This window comes from Microbulbifer thermotolerans (assembly GCF_900112305.1).
In the GTDB taxonomy this organism is placed as follows: domain Bacteria; phylum Pseudomonadota; class Gammaproteobacteria; order Pseudomonadales; family Cellvibrionaceae; genus Microbulbifer; species Microbulbifer thermotolerans.
This window is the reverse complement of the sequence record NZ_FOKT01000003.1, coordinates 313935-329290: the sequence shown is the minus strand read 5'-3', so window position 1 is coordinate 329290 and position 15356 is coordinate 313935. Positions and strand designations below refer to the sequence as shown.

Genomic DNA, 15356 nt, shown 5'->3' with positions numbered 1-15356 from the left:
CCACTTTCCCCCATCGCCCCGGCGAGGTTGCCCCCCGTCAGGGCCTCGGGCCCCCCATCATTTTAACCAGCTCATCCTCATCGGGAGCGCCCTGCTTCATAAAGATCTGACCATTGGGGCCTTTGTAGTAGGTGCTGGGTGTGGCGTGCAAATCAAGGCTGGACATTAGCGCATTGTTTTCCCGTATGGTGTCGGAGTAAGCCTCCACACGCTTCGGCACCACCGCAATTCCTCCACTGCCGTATTTCTCCTGATTCTCCCGGAGCGCCGCGCCGGGGTCCTCAGCCCCCAAAATCGTGGCGGCCTTGGGCAGGCTATCTTGCTTGATAATACCGACCAGGATATGGCGAAGCTGCACCCGGCCAGCTTCGATCCACGGCCGCGCAGCACGGTGGAAACGGTGGCAAAACGGGCAGTTTGGATCGGTGAAGGTATACACAATAACCGGCGCACCGGCGCTTCCTTCACGCACCCACTCCGCTTTCTCAAGCGCGCGCCAGGCTTTGGCATTCTTTGGGCCCACAACCAGTTCCTGAACTTTTGCCTCGGTCAGATTTTCACCGGAGGCAGACAACATCGGGCCCACAATCACGTGCTCTCCGCCCGGTGTCAGATAAAAAGCCACCGGCTGCCCTTGCATCTCCCCCACATAGCCGGTCAAACCATCGGGTGCTTTGAAACTCCCGGCAATGCGGACGCCCTGATCCACCAACTGCTGAACCACTGGGGGGTAAGGGGCCCCGGCAACCGAGCGGGCCGATACACAGGTCATAAAGGCCGCCGAGAACAATATGAAAACCATCAGCCGGGGTCGTAACATCATCATTCTTCTCCCAATAACACGCTATTGATAGCAACCCGCTCCATAAGGTCACCGGATAGTCCCTGCCCCTAGTCTGTGCAGTGGTAATTGAGGCAACATTGACCAACACTGGTTCCCTCAGGCCGTTCAAACTGCCTACCACTGCGAGGAGCCAATTCGGGAAACCCAACTTAATCGGCCGCTATTGTAAAAGACGCCTCAAATACCCGACGGCAAAGATGGAGAAACAGCAGTGGTAGGAAACGGCTCTTTAGCGGTAAGACCACAGCCACAGCGATGAAAACGACAGGCGGTACAAGTTGAAATTCAGCGTTTTCTATAAGTGGCTCCTAAGCCTGCTGCTAACTCTGGGCGTCATTGTCACCCTGATCCTGCTGCTGGTGAACTGGTCCTTCCAGAGAGGGTTCGTGTCCTACGCCCGCCAAAATGAAATCCTGCAGATTGAACGGGTCGCCAGCCTGCTGGCGGACGCCTACAAGCGCCGGGGAAGCTGGCAGTTTCTGCGCGACGATTACCGCCAGTGGGCGAAAATGCTGGAATCCGCGGGCATCGTAGTACCTCCACAGATGCGGGAGCAGCCGCCCCGCCGGCAGCAACAAGAGGTAGCGGACATTCCCGCACCGTCGTCTGGCCCGGACCTGATGGCCGCCTCCATCCCCCTGGCCCACCGCATAGTCCTGGTGGATACCCGACGGGACCCCATTGCCGGCCCCAGAATTCCCGTGCGCGAAGACCACTGGTACGCAGTGCGCAGTGGCGGCAAAACCGTGGCCTGGATCGGCCTACAGCCGATTGAAATCATCACCGACGAACTGGCCCGCAGCTTTATCGAACAACAGCGCACCAACCTAGTGTGGATACTGCTGGCAGGCCTGCTTCTGTCCCTGTTGGTGGCCGCCGCATGGGCGCGCTGGTTCCTGCGTCCCATTCAGCGGGTAATGACCGCGGCGCGGCAGCTGGCGGCAGGTAACTACGCGACCCGGGTAACCGTCAGGGGCCGTAACGAGCTGAGCGAACTCGCGGCCAACTTCAATCAACTGGCCCAAACTCTGGCCCGCAACGAGCAGATCAGACGCCAGTGGATTGTGGATATCTCCCACGAACTGCGCACTCCGATCGCAGTGATCGGCGGCGAAATAGAGGCCCTGCTAGACGGTATCCGCAAGCCCACCCCCGAGCGCATGGCCGCCCTACACAGCGAAATCGAAGCCTTGGGAAAACTGGTGGATGACCTTCACCTGCTCTCCCTGGCCGATCAAGCCACCCTGCAACTGGTACAGGAGCCAGTGAATCTGACCGCGCTGGTACAGACGCAAATCGCCCACTTTGAACCGCGCTTGCAGCAGCAGAAGCTTTCCCTCACTCTGGACGCCGATCATAGTGAGCCACTGCTAGTACTGGCCGATGCCCGGCGCCTGTCTCAATTGGTGGGCAATCTGCTGGAAAACAGCCTTAGGTACACGGACCCCAAAGGGGAAATCCGCATTCTGATCGATGGCGACGGAGAGCGTATTGTTCTGGAAGTACAAGACAGCCCGCCCGGAGTGTCCGAAACAGAGCTGGAGAAAATCTTTGACCGCCTGTACCGGGTTGACCGCTCCCGCAGCCGCGCTCTGGGCGGTTCCGGGCTCGGGCTCGCCATCTGCAGGGAGATTGTGCTCGCCCACGGCGGACAAATCCGGGCCGCAAAGAGCCCCCTTGGCGGCCTGGCAATACAAATCTCGCTGCCCCGCGAGAGATCCTTGAGGTAGGAATGTGACCCCATGTCGGACAGCCGCAAAACCATACTGGTGGTGGAAGACGAACAAAAGCTGTCGCAACTGCTGTTCGAGTATCTGCAGGCGGCGGGCTACCGGGCCCACTGCTTGTCTCGTGCCGACGCGGTCATGCCCTGGCTGGCGGAACACCGGGCGGATTTGGTGATACTGGATCTGATGTTGCCCGGTGGAGACGGCATGGACCTTTGCCGGGAAATCCGCCGCCAGTCCCAGGTGCCCATCATCATGTCCACAGCCAGAGTGGAGGAAGCCGATCGCCTGCGGGGACTGGAAACAGGCGCCGACGACTATGTCTGCAAGCCATACAGCCTGCGGGAAATGGTAGCCCGGGTAAAAGTAATCCTCAGGCGGATGGAACATGCGCCCCCGTCGTCCCCCAATTCTGAAGAAGCCCTCTTTGCTATCGATCCGGCGCGCATGAGCATCCGTGTCAACGGCCAGGCCCTGGATCTGACCCGGGTAGAATTCCGCCTCCTCAGGCATTTAATAGAGCACCCCGGCGTGGTTTTCAGCCGCGATGCGCTGTTGAACATCATGTACGACGACTACCGCCTCGTCAGTGAACGCACTATCGACAGCCACATCAAAAACCTGCGCAGGAAACTGTCCCTCTATCTGCCGGAAAAACAGATCATTCATTCTATCTACGGCGCCGGTTACCGCTTTGAGCTGGAGTGAACACACCTCGCCGGCTCCCAGCAGCTACAAATTCCATATTTCCTCCACAATCTGTACGCCACTTCGCAATAAGCTGATGCCATTGCAGCAAAACGCCCCATAAAAGCGAGGTGACACAAATGACGCGCAAGCCGCAATCCACACTCACCGGCCTGATACTGCTCGGGCTCTTGTCCGCCTGCGGTCACGCCGCCCCTCCTGAAGGAAAGCGTCCTTCCGGGCCGCCACCAGAAGCATTCGAAGCCTGTGAAGGCAAAGCCGAAGGCGACCAGGTGACTTTTCCCGGACGCGAAGGTGAAGACCTAGAAGCCACCTGCCAACAAGAAGACGGCCAGCTGGTCGCCGTCCCTCTCGACGCACCCCGGCGCTGAGCGACGGGCTTCCTCGATTCGTCCTCCTTGGCGGAAAGTCGCACCGCGCTTTCCGCGTTTTTTCCTCGCTGTTGTGTTTGGAGATGCCATGGCAACTCAGAATCTGATCTGGAATCGCTGGCTGGCGGAGTCCGGAGTACGAAAGACCAAGGGATTCAACTTAAAAGCCCGCTACTGGCTTCTGCTGGCAATCCCCTATTTGGCGACCCAAGCACTGAGCATGGACTTCAAGGACTGGTACTCCGAAATTCTCAGTGCCGCCTGGGTGCTGGGTATGGCGGCCTTTATCGTACAGTTTCCCCTCGTCGGGCGGATTCGCAAAGGCAGCCTGTTCGGCAATATCGACTGGAGCATGACCCGGCATAAACAGGTGGGAAAATTCCTGGGCTACCTGTTCTTCCTGCATCCCTTCTTGATTCTCGCGCCCCGTTTTTTGATGTCCTGGGATGATGGCATGACCAGCTTGGTCAGCGTGCTGACATCCCCCGCCATGCTCACCGGCCTGATCGCCTGGGGATTAATGCTGGTGTTTGTATTACTGGCAGTGTTTAAACGGTCACTGCCGATGCGCTATGAAACCTGGCGCTTACTGCATTTGTTGGCTTTTGCCGGTGTGGCGGTACTGGCCACCCTGCATGTCACCAGTGTGGGCCGCCACGGCCAGTTCCAGCCGCAGTTCAATCAGCTTTGGTGGGGACTCCTTGCCGCGGTTGCCGCTCTGATGACTTACAACCATCTGATCAAACCACTGCGCTTAAAGCGCGTTCCCTTTACCCTGAAATCCGTACAGCGGGTTAGCCGCAGCGACTGGCAGCTGACGCTAGAAAAGCCCCCCGAAGTGTACTTCGACTTTGCACCCGGCCAGTTTGTCTGGATCAACACCTCCGGCTCCCCGTTCGATATGAACGAGCACCCGTTTTCCATAGCCTCCAGTCGCGGGGACTTGCCGCAGCTGTCATTCATTATTCGCGAGCTGGGGGATTACACCGGCCATCTGGACCACCTGACACCTGGACAAGCGGTTTATCTAGATGGCCCCTACGGCAGTATGAGTCTGCAAGACAGTGACAGAGCCCGGGGAATCCTTCTGGTGGCAGGTGGTGCCGGTATCGGCCCTATGCTCAGCCTTCTGCGGGGCCTGGCCGCCAGGCGGGAAAGCCGCCCGGTGCGCTTGATATACGGAAATCAATCCATGGACCAAATGGTGCTGCAAGACGAGATCCGCAATCTGGAAAAAACGATGCAGGATTTCCGTCAGTTACTCGTGTGCAGCGAAGCGGAAACCGGCACCGAGGACGTCTACACCGGCGTTATCGACCAAACTATTTTGGAACAGGGGTTGGGCAAAGATCAGCAGCAATGGGCAGTCTATGCCTGTGGCCCAGCGGGCATGGTGCAGGCTGTGCGCCGACATACCAAATCCCTGGGAATACCCGCCAGCCAACTTCACTATGAACAGCTGTCATTTTGATTATTGAATTACGGAAACCACCATGCCGATTCATGAAATATCCGGTTGCATCGGTTGCGAGGCCTGCGTCAAAAGCTGCCCTACCGATGTAATCCAAATGGATAGAGAGAGAAATAAGGCCTATATCGCCTACGTGGAAGATTGCCAGATCTGTCATCTATGCCGCCTGTACTGCCCCGTGGGCGCCATCAGTATCACCCCGGAAAAGAGCATCCCGGTAATGGTTTCCTGGAGGTAGCGGCCGTGAGCAAGAAGACAGATCTTTCCCGGCGCCGTTTTATGGGCGCCGCCGCCGGCACTCTGCTAGGCGCATCCGCGCTGAGCTCGCTCAACCTGAATGCGGCACCAGTGAAAAACCAGCCGAAGATTGATCCCCAGGCGTTTTCGTCGAATTTGCTCGAAACGGATGTTTTGGTGATTGGCGGCGGCATGGCCGGGCTCTTTGCCGCGGTCAAAGCACACGATGCCGGTGCCCGTGTTTTAATCGTCTCCAAAGGGCGGTTGGGCAGCTCCGGACTGACGCCCTTTGCCAAAGGGATCTTCAGCTACGATCCGGCCACCGCCAATATGAGCATCGATGAATTCGTGGCTAAAGTCTCCGAATCATCCCTGGGCAGTAGCAACCCGGTGTTCACCCGGCAGTTGGCAGAGTACTCCAAAGCGCGGGTGGAAGAGCTGAAGTCCTGGGGCTTTTTCGATTCCGCGCTATACAACAACAGCTTTATGCGCCCGATTGAAGCGCGCGGCATTCCGCTGCATGAGCGGATCATGATCACCCATCTGCTGAAGGAGCAAGGCCGCGTAGTAGGCGCCTCCGGATTCAGCCTGGATGACAATCGAATTCTCCACTTTCGCGCTAAAACCGTGGTGCTCTGTACAGGTTCCGGCGGCTTTAAATCCAGTGGTTTTCCCCTGTGTGATCTCACCCACGACGGCACCGTCATGGCCTACAAGATCGGCGCCAAAGTCACCGGCAAGGAATGGAACGACGGCCACCCGGCATCCGCGGTCAACTCCGGTTCCTGCTATGACAACTGGCACGGCCAAGTGGAAGAAAAGCCCAATATCACTTCAGTAGATATCCACCACGATCTCGGGGTGGACATGAATTACACAGCCTATGTCTTAGGGCCCTCGTCCCAAGGCATGGGCCCACCCGGCGGCCCCGCGGGAAAGGGGCCCGGTGAGCGATCAGATGGCCCTCCGTCCATGGAACAAGTCAGCGGCGGCCCCTATGTACCCGAAGCTTTCCGCCGTGCTGGCGGCCCACCACCAATGCCTCCGCAACAGAGTGGATTTCTGGCTGGACTCTTCGGGGATAAGAAACCGAGCGGTCCGCCCGGGATGCAAGGGCCTAAAGTGGGTGGTTCATCCGCGGGCATGGCGATCCACAAATCGGAAGGGCTGGTGCCGGTCGACGAAACCGGCCTGAGCACTGTTCCCGGCCTCTACGCAGCCGGAGACGCGCTAGGCTCCTATATGTCCGGAGGAATCTACACCCAGATTGGCTCATCCCTAGCGGGTTCTGCCGTGCAGGGCGCCATTGCGGGAGAGGCTGCAGCTAAGGCCAGTCAAAAGGCCAAGGCTGTGGAACTGCCAGCATCAAAACTCGCTGCCGTGGAGGAAGAAATTTTGGCGCCTTTGCAGCGGGAGCGCGGCTACAGCCCGGCCTGGGTCACCCAAGTTCTGCAGAGCGTCATGATCCCCAACTTCGTGCTCTACATCAAAAAGGAGCGACTGATGCAGGCGGCGCTGGCCTATGTGGAGGAATTGCGGGAGCACCATGTACCCATGCTACTGGCAGACGACCGCCATAAGCTGCGCCTCGCCCACGAAACTGAAAACATGATTATCACCGCAGAAATGAAGATGCGGGCATCCCTTATGCGAAAAGAGAGCCGCTGCAGCCACTATCGGCTCGATTATCCGGAAGTGGATGACGTCAACTGGCGTGCCTGGATTAATATCTGGCAGGACGAAAAAGGCCAAATGCAGCTGGAGAAACAACCATTTGGTACCTGGCCGGTATAACCGGCCAACCGCTCTAAACACTCAACAGCCGGACGAAAAACTCTGCCTGAAACCTTAACCGAAAGCGAAAATCTGGTAACCGATGTTCCTGCGGGATTGTCGTCAGAGGTACTGCTTAAGCGTCCTGATGTACTGGCTGCCGAACACAATCTGAAATCCGCCAATGCTGATATTGGCGCGGCAAGAGCCGCTTTCTTCCCGACATTATCCCTTACAGCAAGCGGACCTGGAAAACCGAATCACTCTGTACCGGGTACTGGGAGGAGGTCTGGCAGACAAGGCTGAAATGACAGACTCATAGTCAGGGAGTCCCGGCAGAGTCCGGGCAGAGTGTGTCCGGACTCTGTTGGAATCAGGGACGCTTCCGGGCAACAATCTCGACTACAGCGCTTTCGCCCTGATGATACCGGCCTTCAGAGATATACCTTTCCACTTCCTGGCCGATCAAGAAATCCAGCCCAGAAAGCTCCCCGCGTAACTCATCAAGGGACATCATCAATGACCTGTCGGACGGCCCGCCAATTCCCGCCATCTCGAGATGGCGCGGAGTGTAAGCTTCCAAAATAAAAATCCCAGCCGGCTTCAGTGCCAAGACAACTTGGGCGTGGAGCTGCTTCCTCAGAGAGGGGGGCATATGTGCGGAAATGGACACTATGCCATCCCAGGCTTCCCGCCCCAGGTCATAGTCGGCCAGATCCGCCACCACCGTTTCGATTTCCACCCCCTGATCCGCAGCGAGACTCTGGGCCTTCCGCAGCCCCACAGAAGACTGGTCAACCGCAGTTACCAAATAACCTTGCCGAGCCAGAAAAACCGCATTCCGGCCCTCCCCTTCCGCCAGGCAGAGCACCCGACCACCGCTCGGTATACGGCCATACTCAGACTGCAGAAATGCGTTCGGCTCTGTGCCATAGGCAAAGCCTTCTTCTGCGTACCTTTGATCCCACATGGTGCAAACTCCTGATAGCAGCCTTTTAATCAACAAATTGGCGCTCAGATCCTACGATTTGCAGCCTCTTCCGGCGCCAGTCTGCCCCAGCGCAACGAATTAACCCTATCTTAACCACGCTGGGGATAGGCTGAAATGGGCCTAGTTACAGCCCGGAACAAAACAGGGAACCAATAATGCGCAGCACCCATATTAATTGTTTACTGCTATTGTCAGCGCTGGGATTGGCAGCTTGTGATCCCAGCCGCACAGCGGATAAACAAACCGCAGAGCAGGCTTCACCGGCAGTGGGCGCGCTCTCAGCCCGGGAGCGTTGTGAAGCCATAAAGTCTTCAGTCCGCAAAGCCGGCTTTGCCGACAAGGTCGATGTCACCTGCGATTCTGATTATGCCTACGTTGCTTCGGCAACTTATCCCGCTCATGACATGATGAACGGCATAACCGGCACCAATGAACAGATACCCGTCCCCGCCCCACACTATAGAGCTCCCATCAAACTAAACCCGGCTTCTTCTGACCAACTGACCACTATTGATGGCGCTGTGGGCGTTGCGGTCAACGGAGTGCCCATCTACGACTACTCAACCCAAGGAGAGCTGGATGTGCACCATTATGACCCGCAGCACGACACGGTCAGACTGGGGCAGCTGGATAACTGCGGCGGTCACGCCGGCCGCGGCGATGACTATCACTACCACGCCGCACCGACCTGCATGATCGCAACGATGGCAAACCGCGAAGATAGCCCGATCATCGGTTGGGCCTACGATGGTTACCCTATCTACGGCGACCGGAATCCGGACGGCAGCCCTATCGCCGAGGGCAGCCTGGATGTCTGTAACGGCCAGGCCGACCCAGTGTACGGCTACCGTTACCACACCTCAGCGACTCCCCCCTATATCATCCAGTGTCTGGTGGGCGAAGTGGATAAAAAACGCCTTCCCCGGGTTGCCCCGCTGGCTGGTGACAACCCTATCCGGGCGGACCTTCGGCCCCCCAGGGAAGGAGTTGAGAACCTACGCCACACCATTGCCGAAGATGGCAGCCGGACCATGTCCTATAGCTATCAGGGAGAAGAGTACTACGTCACCTACCGGCCCAGAGATGATCGGCGCAACTGCTATGAGTTCGAACAGAAAACCATCACACATGGCGGTATTGTTGAGCGTGGTACCTTCTGTCGCGATGACTCAGGAAGGCGTCCACGGCCACCGCGGCCACGCAACGATGCGGTTCAGGTACATCAGGCTGAAACTGTGGAAATAACGCCGGGCGGTCACAGATTCAGATTGGAAGCCTGGGCAGACAACTGGTTTTCCGCCTATCTCGGTGACCGCCTGCTGGTAGAGGATTCCGTACCCATTACCACCGAGCGTTCTTTTAACGCCGAAGTAGTGGATTTCATTGCCCAGTACCCGCTACACCTAAATCTGATCATCAAGGATTTCCGGGAAAACGATACTGGGCTGGAGTATATCGGCACCCCGCGGCAGCAAATGGGGGACGGTGGTTTTATCCTGCAGATTACCGATCTCGATACAAACAAAGTCATTGCCCACTCGGACAATAGCTGGAAGTGCAAGGTTATCCACCGCGCGCCCCTAAATGAAGCCTGTGCTGCAGAGCAGAATCCTAAGGCCGGTGTGGCGCCCTGCACTAATCAGATTGAACCTGAACCCGAGGGCTGGATGACGACCGCTTTTGATGACAGCCAGTGGCCCTTTGCCGTTGAGCACAGAGCCTCAGAGGTTGGCCCCAAAGAAGGGTACAACCGTATCAACTGGGCCCCGCAGGCAAAACTGATCTGGGGCGGCGACCTGAAAAAAGATAATACCCTGCTATGCCGGGTAACGATCACGTCACCGGGACAATAACCCATGGTGCTCAAGGCAAATTTTCTCCGGCGACTGACACTCCCGGCCACCGGGCTACTGATACTGTTTTTGTCGCTGGGCGGTGCCCAGGCCCATATCACAGACACCACCAGCGCCAGTGTCATACTGCGCAGCGGTCAGGTTGAAATCCACATACTGACCAATGCGCAACACTGGCAGGCGGCACTCGCCGACCCGGAGGCCTGGTTGCTGGGAGATACCGATAGCCTGATGCCACCAAACCTGGACAGTGAGCAGCAGCAGAGGTTTCTGCGGCAGCTTGTCACGGTACAGACTCTGGTACAGATCAACGGCAGGAAACTCTCTTTTGACCGGGTCAGCCTCACCCGGCCGGCTGGCTCCGAAGATATGGAGATTGTCCTGTTTGCCCGCCACAGCTTCCAACAGGTTGAAAACCTGCTAGTGCGCTTCCCAGATAGTCTGGGCAGTGTCCACCTGAGTGTGGTTCAGCCTGAGTACCGAGTGTTATCTGCCGGGGAGACCGCCGAGTTATCCCTATAGCACAACCGGATATCAGGATTCCGCTGGCAGCAGATGCCGCGTGCGCAACTGGTGCAGAATATCGCGGCAGCGAGCCTGGAGATCATCCCGGAGCAGACGCATGGCCGGGGTGATGGACTGGCGACTGGGGCAGATGAGCCAGAGTTCGGTGCTGCGCGGGCGGTATTCCGGCAGCACATTGACCACCCGGCCGGCCAGCAGGTCGTCCGCCATGTCGAGGCAGGACTTGACCGCCACCCCCTTGCCCGCCACGCACCAGCGGCGCACCAAATCGCCGTCGTTGGCCGTCCGGTTTCCCTGCATCTTCACCTTGAACTGGGCCTCGCCCCGGGTAAAGGTCCAGACGTCGTGGGGAATATCGTGCAGCTGGTAAAAGAGCCCGTTGTGGGAGGCCAGGTCGTGGGGATGACTGGGAACGCCGCGGGATTCCAGATACCCGGGGCTGGCGCAAAGCACGCCGGGCACATCACAGATCTTGAAGCCGTAGAGGCTGGCGTCGTTGGGGGAACCGTAACGCAGCGCCATATCGACGGCGTCCCTGTAAAAGTCCACTGTGCTGTCACTGATATGGATACGCAATGTGAGGGCCGGATATTGATCCGTGAAGGAATCCAACCAGGGCATTACCCGGTTGCGGCCCAGATCGGAGGACACCGCCAGACGCAGCTGCCCCTCCACCAGATCCAGGTCACCGCGGATATTCTGCCGGGCCTGATCCAGCATCTGCAGCGCTTGTTCGCACTGGGGCAAGTATTTCTCTCCGGCAGAGGAAAGACGCAGCTGGCGTGTGGTGCGGACAAAAAGCTCCGCCCCCAGGGCCTGCTCAACGCGCTTTACCGCCGCACTGGCAGTGGCAGTACGCATGTCCAGGCTGGTGGCCGCGGCGGTAATGCTGCGAAACTCCGCCACCTTCAGAACGATCTGCAGATCTTCGATAAGCATATTTTCAAAAATAAATAGATAATGTTTTCGATATTAGACGGTTATTAGCAGATCAATAAAAGCGCAGACTAGCCTCCATGAATTCGCACCCCACTGAAGACAGCGAAAACCGGAGGTTTACCATGAAAGCTGTTGGCTATAAGCGGGCCCTGCCCATCACCGACAGGGAATCCCTGCTAGACATTGAACTGCCCCAACCGGTGGCCAGTGGTCACGATCTGCTGGTCAAGGTCCGGGCCATCGCCGTCAACCCGGTGGATTACAAGGTCCGCCAGAATGTGCCCGCAGAAGAGGGGCAGTACAAGGTAATCGGTTGGGACGCCGTCGGCGAAGTGATCGCCACCGGAGAAAAAGTCAGCCTCTTTCAGCCTGGGGACCAGGTCTACTATGCCGGTGACCTGACCCGCCCCGGCAGCAACGCCGAATACCAGCTGGTGGACGAGCGCATTGTCGGCCACAAACCGAGCAGTCTGTCCGACGCTGAAGCGGCGGCCCTGCCCCTGACCAGTATCACCGCCTGGGAGCTGCTGTTCGAACACCTGCAGCTTCAGCGTCAGACACCGGGTGACCGGCAGCCGACGGACGAGGTCCTGCTGGTGGTCGGTGCCGCCGGTGGCGTTGGCTCCATTCTTGTGCAGCTGGCGAAAACACTCACCGGTGCCACGGTGATTGCCACCGCATCCAGGGAAGAGTCCCGCAAGTGGGTCACGGAGTTGGGCGCGGACCTGGTGGTAGACCACAGTCAGCCCCTTAAACCTCAGATCGATGCCCTGATCGCCGGAGGCAAGACCGGGCCCGTGACGCACGTGGCCAGTCTCAATGCCACCGACCGGTATTTCGAAACCTATGTGGATCTACTGGTGCCCTTTGGGCGAATCGCCCTGATCGACGACCCGGCCTCATTGGAAGTGATGAAAATTAAACCCAAAAGCCTGTCGGTGCACATCGAGTTTATGTTCGCCCGCTCCATGCACCGGGCAAAGGACCTCAAGGCCCAGCATGAACTGCTGGAACATGTGGCTGAACTGGTGGACCAGGGGCACTTGCGCACCACAGCCGGCAAACACCTGGGCGCCATCAACGCAGACAACCTCAAAGCCGCGCACGCGGAACTGGAGTCGGGCCGCGCCGTCGGCAAGATCGTACTGGAAGGCTTTTGAACGATCAGCAGCGCGTCCCAATACCTATAAGCAGGAAACTAAACCCATGCACCAATTAAGCATTGTCGCCCATATCAGAGCCATGGCAGACCGGATTCCATTGGTTAAATCGGAACTGGAAAAGCTGATTATTCCCACTCGCGGTGAGTCAGGCTGCCTGCAATACGACCTGCATCAAGACAACCGAGATCCGGCACACTTTCTGTTTTTTGAACGGTGGGAATCAATGGAATCACTGCAAGCACACGAGAAAAGCCCACATATCAGAGATTTTCAAAAAGCCGTGGAGGGCGCCATTGAATCCTTCACCCTCCACGAAATGACCCGGATTGGGTAAGCCCTGAAAGCAGTAGCAAAACCTGGAGTAAAACCATGAGTAACACCGCCGACGTTCAACAGCAGATCATCAACGCCTTCAACTTCCGCCACGCCTGCAAGGTGTTCGACCCACAGCGCAAAATCAGCGCTGACGAATTCAATACCATTCTGGAGGCCGCCCGCCTGTCACCGAGCTCTTTCGGGTTCGAACCCTGGCAGATTCTGGTGGTGCAGTCACCGGAAAAGCGCGAGCTGTTCCGAGACTTCGCCTGGGGGGCTAACGGCGCCACTAACGGCACAGCCGGCCAATTGGGCACCGCCAGCCACTTCGTGATTTTCCTGGCGCACACCGATGCCACCATGCACCACCACTCAGACTACCTGCAAAAACACATGCGCGAGGTAAAAAAACTCCCCGAGGAGGTAATTGGCTTCATCAACCAGGCCTACGAGAAATTTCAGACCCACGATTTCGGCGTTGAGGGTAAACGCCAAGTTGCTGATTGGTCAGCGCGTCAGGTTTATATCGCACTGGGCAATATGATGACCGCAGCAGCCCTGCTGGGCATTGATTCCTGCCCCATTGAAGGCTTTGAAATGGCCAAAACCGTCGAGGTGCTGCAAGAGCATTTCGGCATCGACCCAGAGCGCTACCAGCCGGCAGTTATGGTGGCCTTCGGTTACCGGGCTGGAGAACCGCCCTTCGCCAAAACCCGCCGCCCTATGGACCAGGTGGTTTCCTGGTTCTGAGTAAAACATCGGAGCCGAGAACGGCTCCGATGCACTGCCCGCTATTGGTTGGGCGTCCAGGCATACTGCTGAAAAGCTTTATCCACCGGCGTCTCGGCAAAGTGGTTAATGTAGTTACTCATCACCTTTTGCGATAACCCCAGCGTAATCTCCAGTAGCTGCTGCGGACCGTAACCTGCCGCCTCAAAGGCCGCGAGCTGCTCCTCACTGATATGCCCCCGATTACGCACCATTTCCAGCGTGGTGTCGTGCAGCGCCTGTAACTTGGCGTTGGGCATTGGATCGCCATTACGCAGCGCTTCAGTTAGTGCAGGGTCCACCTTCATCATGTGGGCGATCGCTGTATGCGCCGGCACACAGTAATGGCATTTGTGCTCCACATTTATGGTTTGCCAGACCACCGTCAATTCCTCAGCGTTAAAAGATGTCTGCAGGAAGAGCTCGTGCAATTGCTGGTAAGCGGCCAGCACCGCCGGGGCTTCCGCCATCACCTGATGCAACCCGGGAAGGTTACCAAAGGCTTGCTGGGATTTTTCAAGCAGCGGCTTGCTGGCCTCGGGGGCACTCTCAATGGTGTGCAGAGTGAATTTCACGGTTAATACTCCACTGTGTCTGATAAAGGTATGGCGGACTTTAACTACCCTTGAACGATCGTTCAAGATAAAATTGAACACCCGTTCAAGATGGAGTTAAGGGTGCCCAACGCTAAGTACGACCACCAAGAGGCCATTAACAAAGCTACACGCCTGTTTTGGGCCAAAGGTTTTCACGCGACCTCCATGCGCAACATCCAGCAGGCCATCGATATGCGCCCTGGAAGCATTTACGCCACGTTTGGCAGTAAGGAAGCGCTGTTCAGTAAAGCCATTCAGCACTACACATCTACCAGCAAAGACCGCTTAAACGCTTATGTCGAGTCGTCCACCTCACCGCTGACGGGACTGAAGAAATTTATCGAGGACTCAATCGCAGGGGGGCAAACATCCGCTCCCAGCACCATGTGTATGCTGGTCAAGACAATCGCCGAGTTGACCGATGACAACGCGGACCTATTGGCCGAAGCAAAGCGGCTGCTGCAGGACTTAGAATCAGCGTTTGCAGATGTTCTGGCCCGAGCCCAAAAGATGGGGGAAGTGGATGCCGCAAGAAGCCCGGAGTACCTGGCGCGCTATCTGCAAATGCAGATCATGGGCTTGCGCACCTATGCCCACATGCAAGGCAGCAAAGAACAAGTCATGGAGTTAATTGACGGGGTATTCCACAGTCTGACCGGACAAGAGCATTTGTCCCCGTAGTCGTAGAACGCCTCGCACACAACACGCAAGTAGCGGTCCAAACGCGCATAGCGGTGTACGCGCTTATACCTACTCGGAATGCCCTCACGGTGAAGATCAACCCATGATTGCAGCGGCCATGGGACCGCTATTTCTCCCCCAGCCTCCACCAAAAGACTAAAGCTCACCCGCGGCAGTCACAACGTTCACCGCTCGTGAATTCAAACAAAAACTGTCAAAACCCCCGCAGCCTCCTGCTGAGGTATACACCAGAGAGACACCACAGCATCGCTCAGCGCGCACTGTAGGGGCATGTGTTACAGACGCAAACTTTTGTATACCGTTAATTCCACCGCCAGCTCACAAAAGTTACGCACAACTACCCACAGGCTTATTCACACCTTCTCGTTTGCAC

The 15356-nt window shown here is 57.3% G+C and carries 17 protein-coding genes; 13 read left to right on the top strand and 4 right to left on the bottom strand.

The annotated features are described in order from the left end of the window. Window positions 1-37: 37 nt before the first annotated feature. The gene (dsbG, locus tag BM155_RS06500) at window positions 38-823 is read right to left on the bottom strand and encodes a thiol:disulfide interchange protein DsbG (RefSeq protein WP_217641441.1); all 786 of its coding nucleotides are present in this window, start codon (window positions 821-823) and stop codon (window positions 38-40) included. A gap of 299 nt (window positions 824-1122) precedes the next feature. Between dsbG and BM155_RS06495 the strand changes: the two genes are divergently transcribed. The 7 genes from BM155_RS06495 to BM155_RS17535 all read left to right on the top strand — a co-directional run bounded on the left by BM155_RS06495 (window position 1123) and on the right by BM155_RS17535 (window position 7437). After that, the gene (locus BM155_RS06495) at window positions 1123-2574 is read left to right on the top strand and encodes an ATP-binding protein (protein WP_074901811.1); all 1452 of its coding nucleotides are present in this window, start codon (window positions 1123-1125) and stop codon (window positions 2572-2574) included. 12 nt (window positions 2575-2586) lie between these two features. Further along, on the top strand, window positions 2587-3279 hold the full coding sequence (locus BM155_RS06490; protein ID WP_074901808.1) for a response regulator: 693 nt from the start codon (window positions 2587-2589) through the stop codon (window positions 3277-3279). Window positions 3280-3398: 119 nt separating this feature from the next. Further along, the gene (locus BM155_RS06485; RefSeq protein WP_067157136.1) at window positions 3399-3650 is read left to right on the top strand and encodes a hypothetical protein; all 252 of its coding nucleotides are present in this window, start codon (window positions 3399-3401) and stop codon (window positions 3648-3650) included. 88 nt (window positions 3651-3738) lie between these two features. Then, on the top strand, window positions 3739-5121 hold the full coding sequence (locus tag BM155_RS06480) for a ferredoxin reductase family protein (RefSeq protein WP_074901806.1): 1383 nt from the start codon (window positions 3739-3741) through the stop codon (window positions 5119-5121). A 22-nt stretch (window positions 5122-5143) separates the two neighbouring features. After that, entirely contained in the window at window positions 5144-5359 is a 216-nt protein-coding gene (locus tag BM155_RS06475; RefSeq protein ID WP_074901803.1) for a 4Fe-4S dicluster domain-containing protein, read from the top strand. Between the two features lie 5 nt (window positions 5360-5364). Further along, window positions 5365-7152 carry an FAD-dependent oxidoreductase gene (locus BM155_RS06470; RefSeq protein ID WP_217641438.1) on the top strand — a complete coding sequence of 596 codons (1788 nt, stop codon included), beginning with the start codon at window positions 5365-5367 and terminating at the stop codon, window positions 7150-7152. A 96-nt stretch (window positions 7153-7248) separates the two neighbouring features. Further along, window positions 7249-7437, top strand: a complete 189-nt coding sequence (locus BM155_RS17535; RefSeq protein WP_367888679.1) for a TolC family protein — start codon at window positions 7249-7251, stop codon at window positions 7435-7437. Window positions 7438-7504: 67 nt separating this feature from the next. On the opposite strand, the gene BM155_RS06460 is transcribed toward BM155_RS17535, so the two are convergent. Further along, the gene (locus BM155_RS06460) at window positions 7505-8101 is read right to left on the bottom strand and encodes a class I SAM-dependent methyltransferase (RefSeq protein ID WP_067157131.1); all 597 of its coding nucleotides are present in this window, start codon (window positions 8099-8101) and stop codon (window positions 7505-7507) included. Window positions 8102-8277: 176 nt separating this feature from the next. On the opposite strand from BM155_RS06460, the gene BM155_RS06455 reads away from it, so the two are divergent. Beyond that, window positions 8278-9975, top strand: coding sequence for a YHYH protein (locus tag BM155_RS06455; protein WP_074901799.1), 1698 nt, complete (start codon window positions 8278-8280; stop codon window positions 9973-9975). A gap of 3 nt (window positions 9976-9978) precedes the next feature. Further along, complete coding sequence (locus BM155_RS06450; protein WP_074901797.1) at window positions 9979-10497, top strand: hypothetical protein; 519 nt, start codon at window positions 9979-9981, stop codon at window positions 10495-10497. A gap of 12 nt (window positions 10498-10509) precedes the next feature. On the opposite strand, the gene BM155_RS06445 is transcribed toward BM155_RS06450, so the two are convergent. After that, a complete protein-coding gene (locus BM155_RS06445; protein ID WP_067157122.1) occupies window positions 10510-11439 on the bottom strand; it encodes a LysR family transcriptional regulator in 930 nt (309 codons plus the stop codon). 122 nt (window positions 11440-11561) lie between these two features. Between BM155_RS06445 and BM155_RS06440 the strand changes: the two genes are divergently transcribed. Genes BM155_RS06440 through BM155_RS06430 form a run of 3 tightly spaced genes read left to right on the top strand, consistent with a single transcriptional unit; the run spans window position 11562 to window position 13667 of the window. Then, complete coding sequence (locus BM155_RS06440) at window positions 11562-12599, top strand: zinc-binding alcohol dehydrogenase family protein (protein ID WP_074901794.1); 1038 nt, start codon at window positions 11562-11564, stop codon at window positions 12597-12599. A 46-nt stretch (window positions 12600-12645) separates the two neighbouring features. Continuing rightward, the gene (locus tag BM155_RS06435; RefSeq protein ID WP_067157114.1) at window positions 12646-12936 is read left to right on the top strand and encodes a putative quinol monooxygenase; all 291 of its coding nucleotides are present in this window, start codon (window positions 12646-12648) and stop codon (window positions 12934-12936) included. A gap of 35 nt (window positions 12937-12971) precedes the next feature. Continuing rightward, window positions 12972-13667 carry an NAD(P)H-dependent oxidoreductase gene (locus BM155_RS06430; protein ID WP_067157111.1) on the top strand — a complete coding sequence of 232 codons (696 nt, stop codon included), beginning with the start codon at window positions 12972-12974 and terminating at the stop codon, window positions 13665-13667. A 41-nt stretch (window positions 13668-13708) separates the two neighbouring features. On the opposite strand, the gene BM155_RS06425 is transcribed toward BM155_RS06430, so the two are convergent. After that, window positions 13709-14260 carry a carboxymuconolactone decarboxylase family protein gene (locus BM155_RS06425; RefSeq protein ID WP_074901791.1) on the bottom strand — a complete coding sequence of 184 codons (552 nt, stop codon included), beginning with the start codon at window positions 14258-14260 and terminating at the stop codon, window positions 13709-13711. A 102-nt stretch (window positions 14261-14362) separates the two neighbouring features. Here BM155_RS06425 and BM155_RS06420 point away from each other — a divergent pair, with 102 nt between their 5' ends. Beyond that, on the top strand, window positions 14363-14962 hold the full coding sequence (locus tag BM155_RS06420) for a TetR/AcrR family transcriptional regulator (protein ID WP_197463013.1): 600 nt from the start codon (window positions 14363-14365) through the stop codon (window positions 14960-14962). The last annotated feature ends 394 nt before the right edge of the window (window positions 14963-15356 follow it).

Coding starts and splice junctions, on each gene's coding strand:
- BM155_RS06455 (WP_074901799.1), top strand. CDS start 8,278: ATGCGCAGCACCCATATTAATTGTTTACTGCTATTGTCAGCGCTGGGA.
- BM155_RS06480 (WP_074901806.1), top strand. CDS start 3,739: ATGGCAACTCAGAATCTGATCTGGAATCGCTGGCTGGCGGAGTCCGGA.
- BM155_RS06450 (WP_074901797.1), top strand. CDS start 9,979: ATGGTGCTCAAGGCAAATTTTCTCCGGCGACTGACACTCCCGGCCACC.
- dsbG (WP_217641441.1), bottom strand. CDS start 823: ATGATGTTACGACCCCGGCTGATGGTTTTCATATTGTTCTCGGCGGCC.
- BM155_RS06475 (WP_074901803.1), top strand. CDS start 5,144: ATGCCGATTCATGAAATATCCGGTTGCATCGGTTGCGAGGCCTGCGTC.
- BM155_RS06445 (WP_067157122.1), bottom strand. CDS start 11,439: ATGCTTATCGAAGATCTGCAGATCGTTCTGAAGGTGGCGGAGTTTCGC.
- BM155_RS06485 (WP_067157136.1), top strand. CDS start 3,399: ATGACGCGCAAGCCGCAATCCACACTCACCGGCCTGATACTGCTCGGG.
- BM155_RS06430 (WP_067157111.1), top strand. CDS start 12,972: ATGAGTAACACCGCCGACGTTCAACAGCAGATCATCAACGCCTTCAAC.
- BM155_RS06435 (WP_067157114.1), top strand. CDS start 12,646: ATGCACCAATTAAGCATTGTCGCCCATATCAGAGCCATGGCAGACCGG.
- BM155_RS06460 (WP_067157131.1), bottom strand. CDS start 8,101: ATGTGGGATCAAAGGTACGCAGAAGAAGGCTTTGCCTATGGCACAGAG.
- BM155_RS06440 (WP_074901794.1), top strand. CDS start 11,562: ATGAAAGCTGTTGGCTATAAGCGGGCCCTGCCCATCACCGACAGGGAA.
- BM155_RS06490 (WP_074901808.1), top strand. CDS start 2,587: ATGTCGGACAGCCGCAAAACCATACTGGTGGTGGAAGACGAACAAAAG.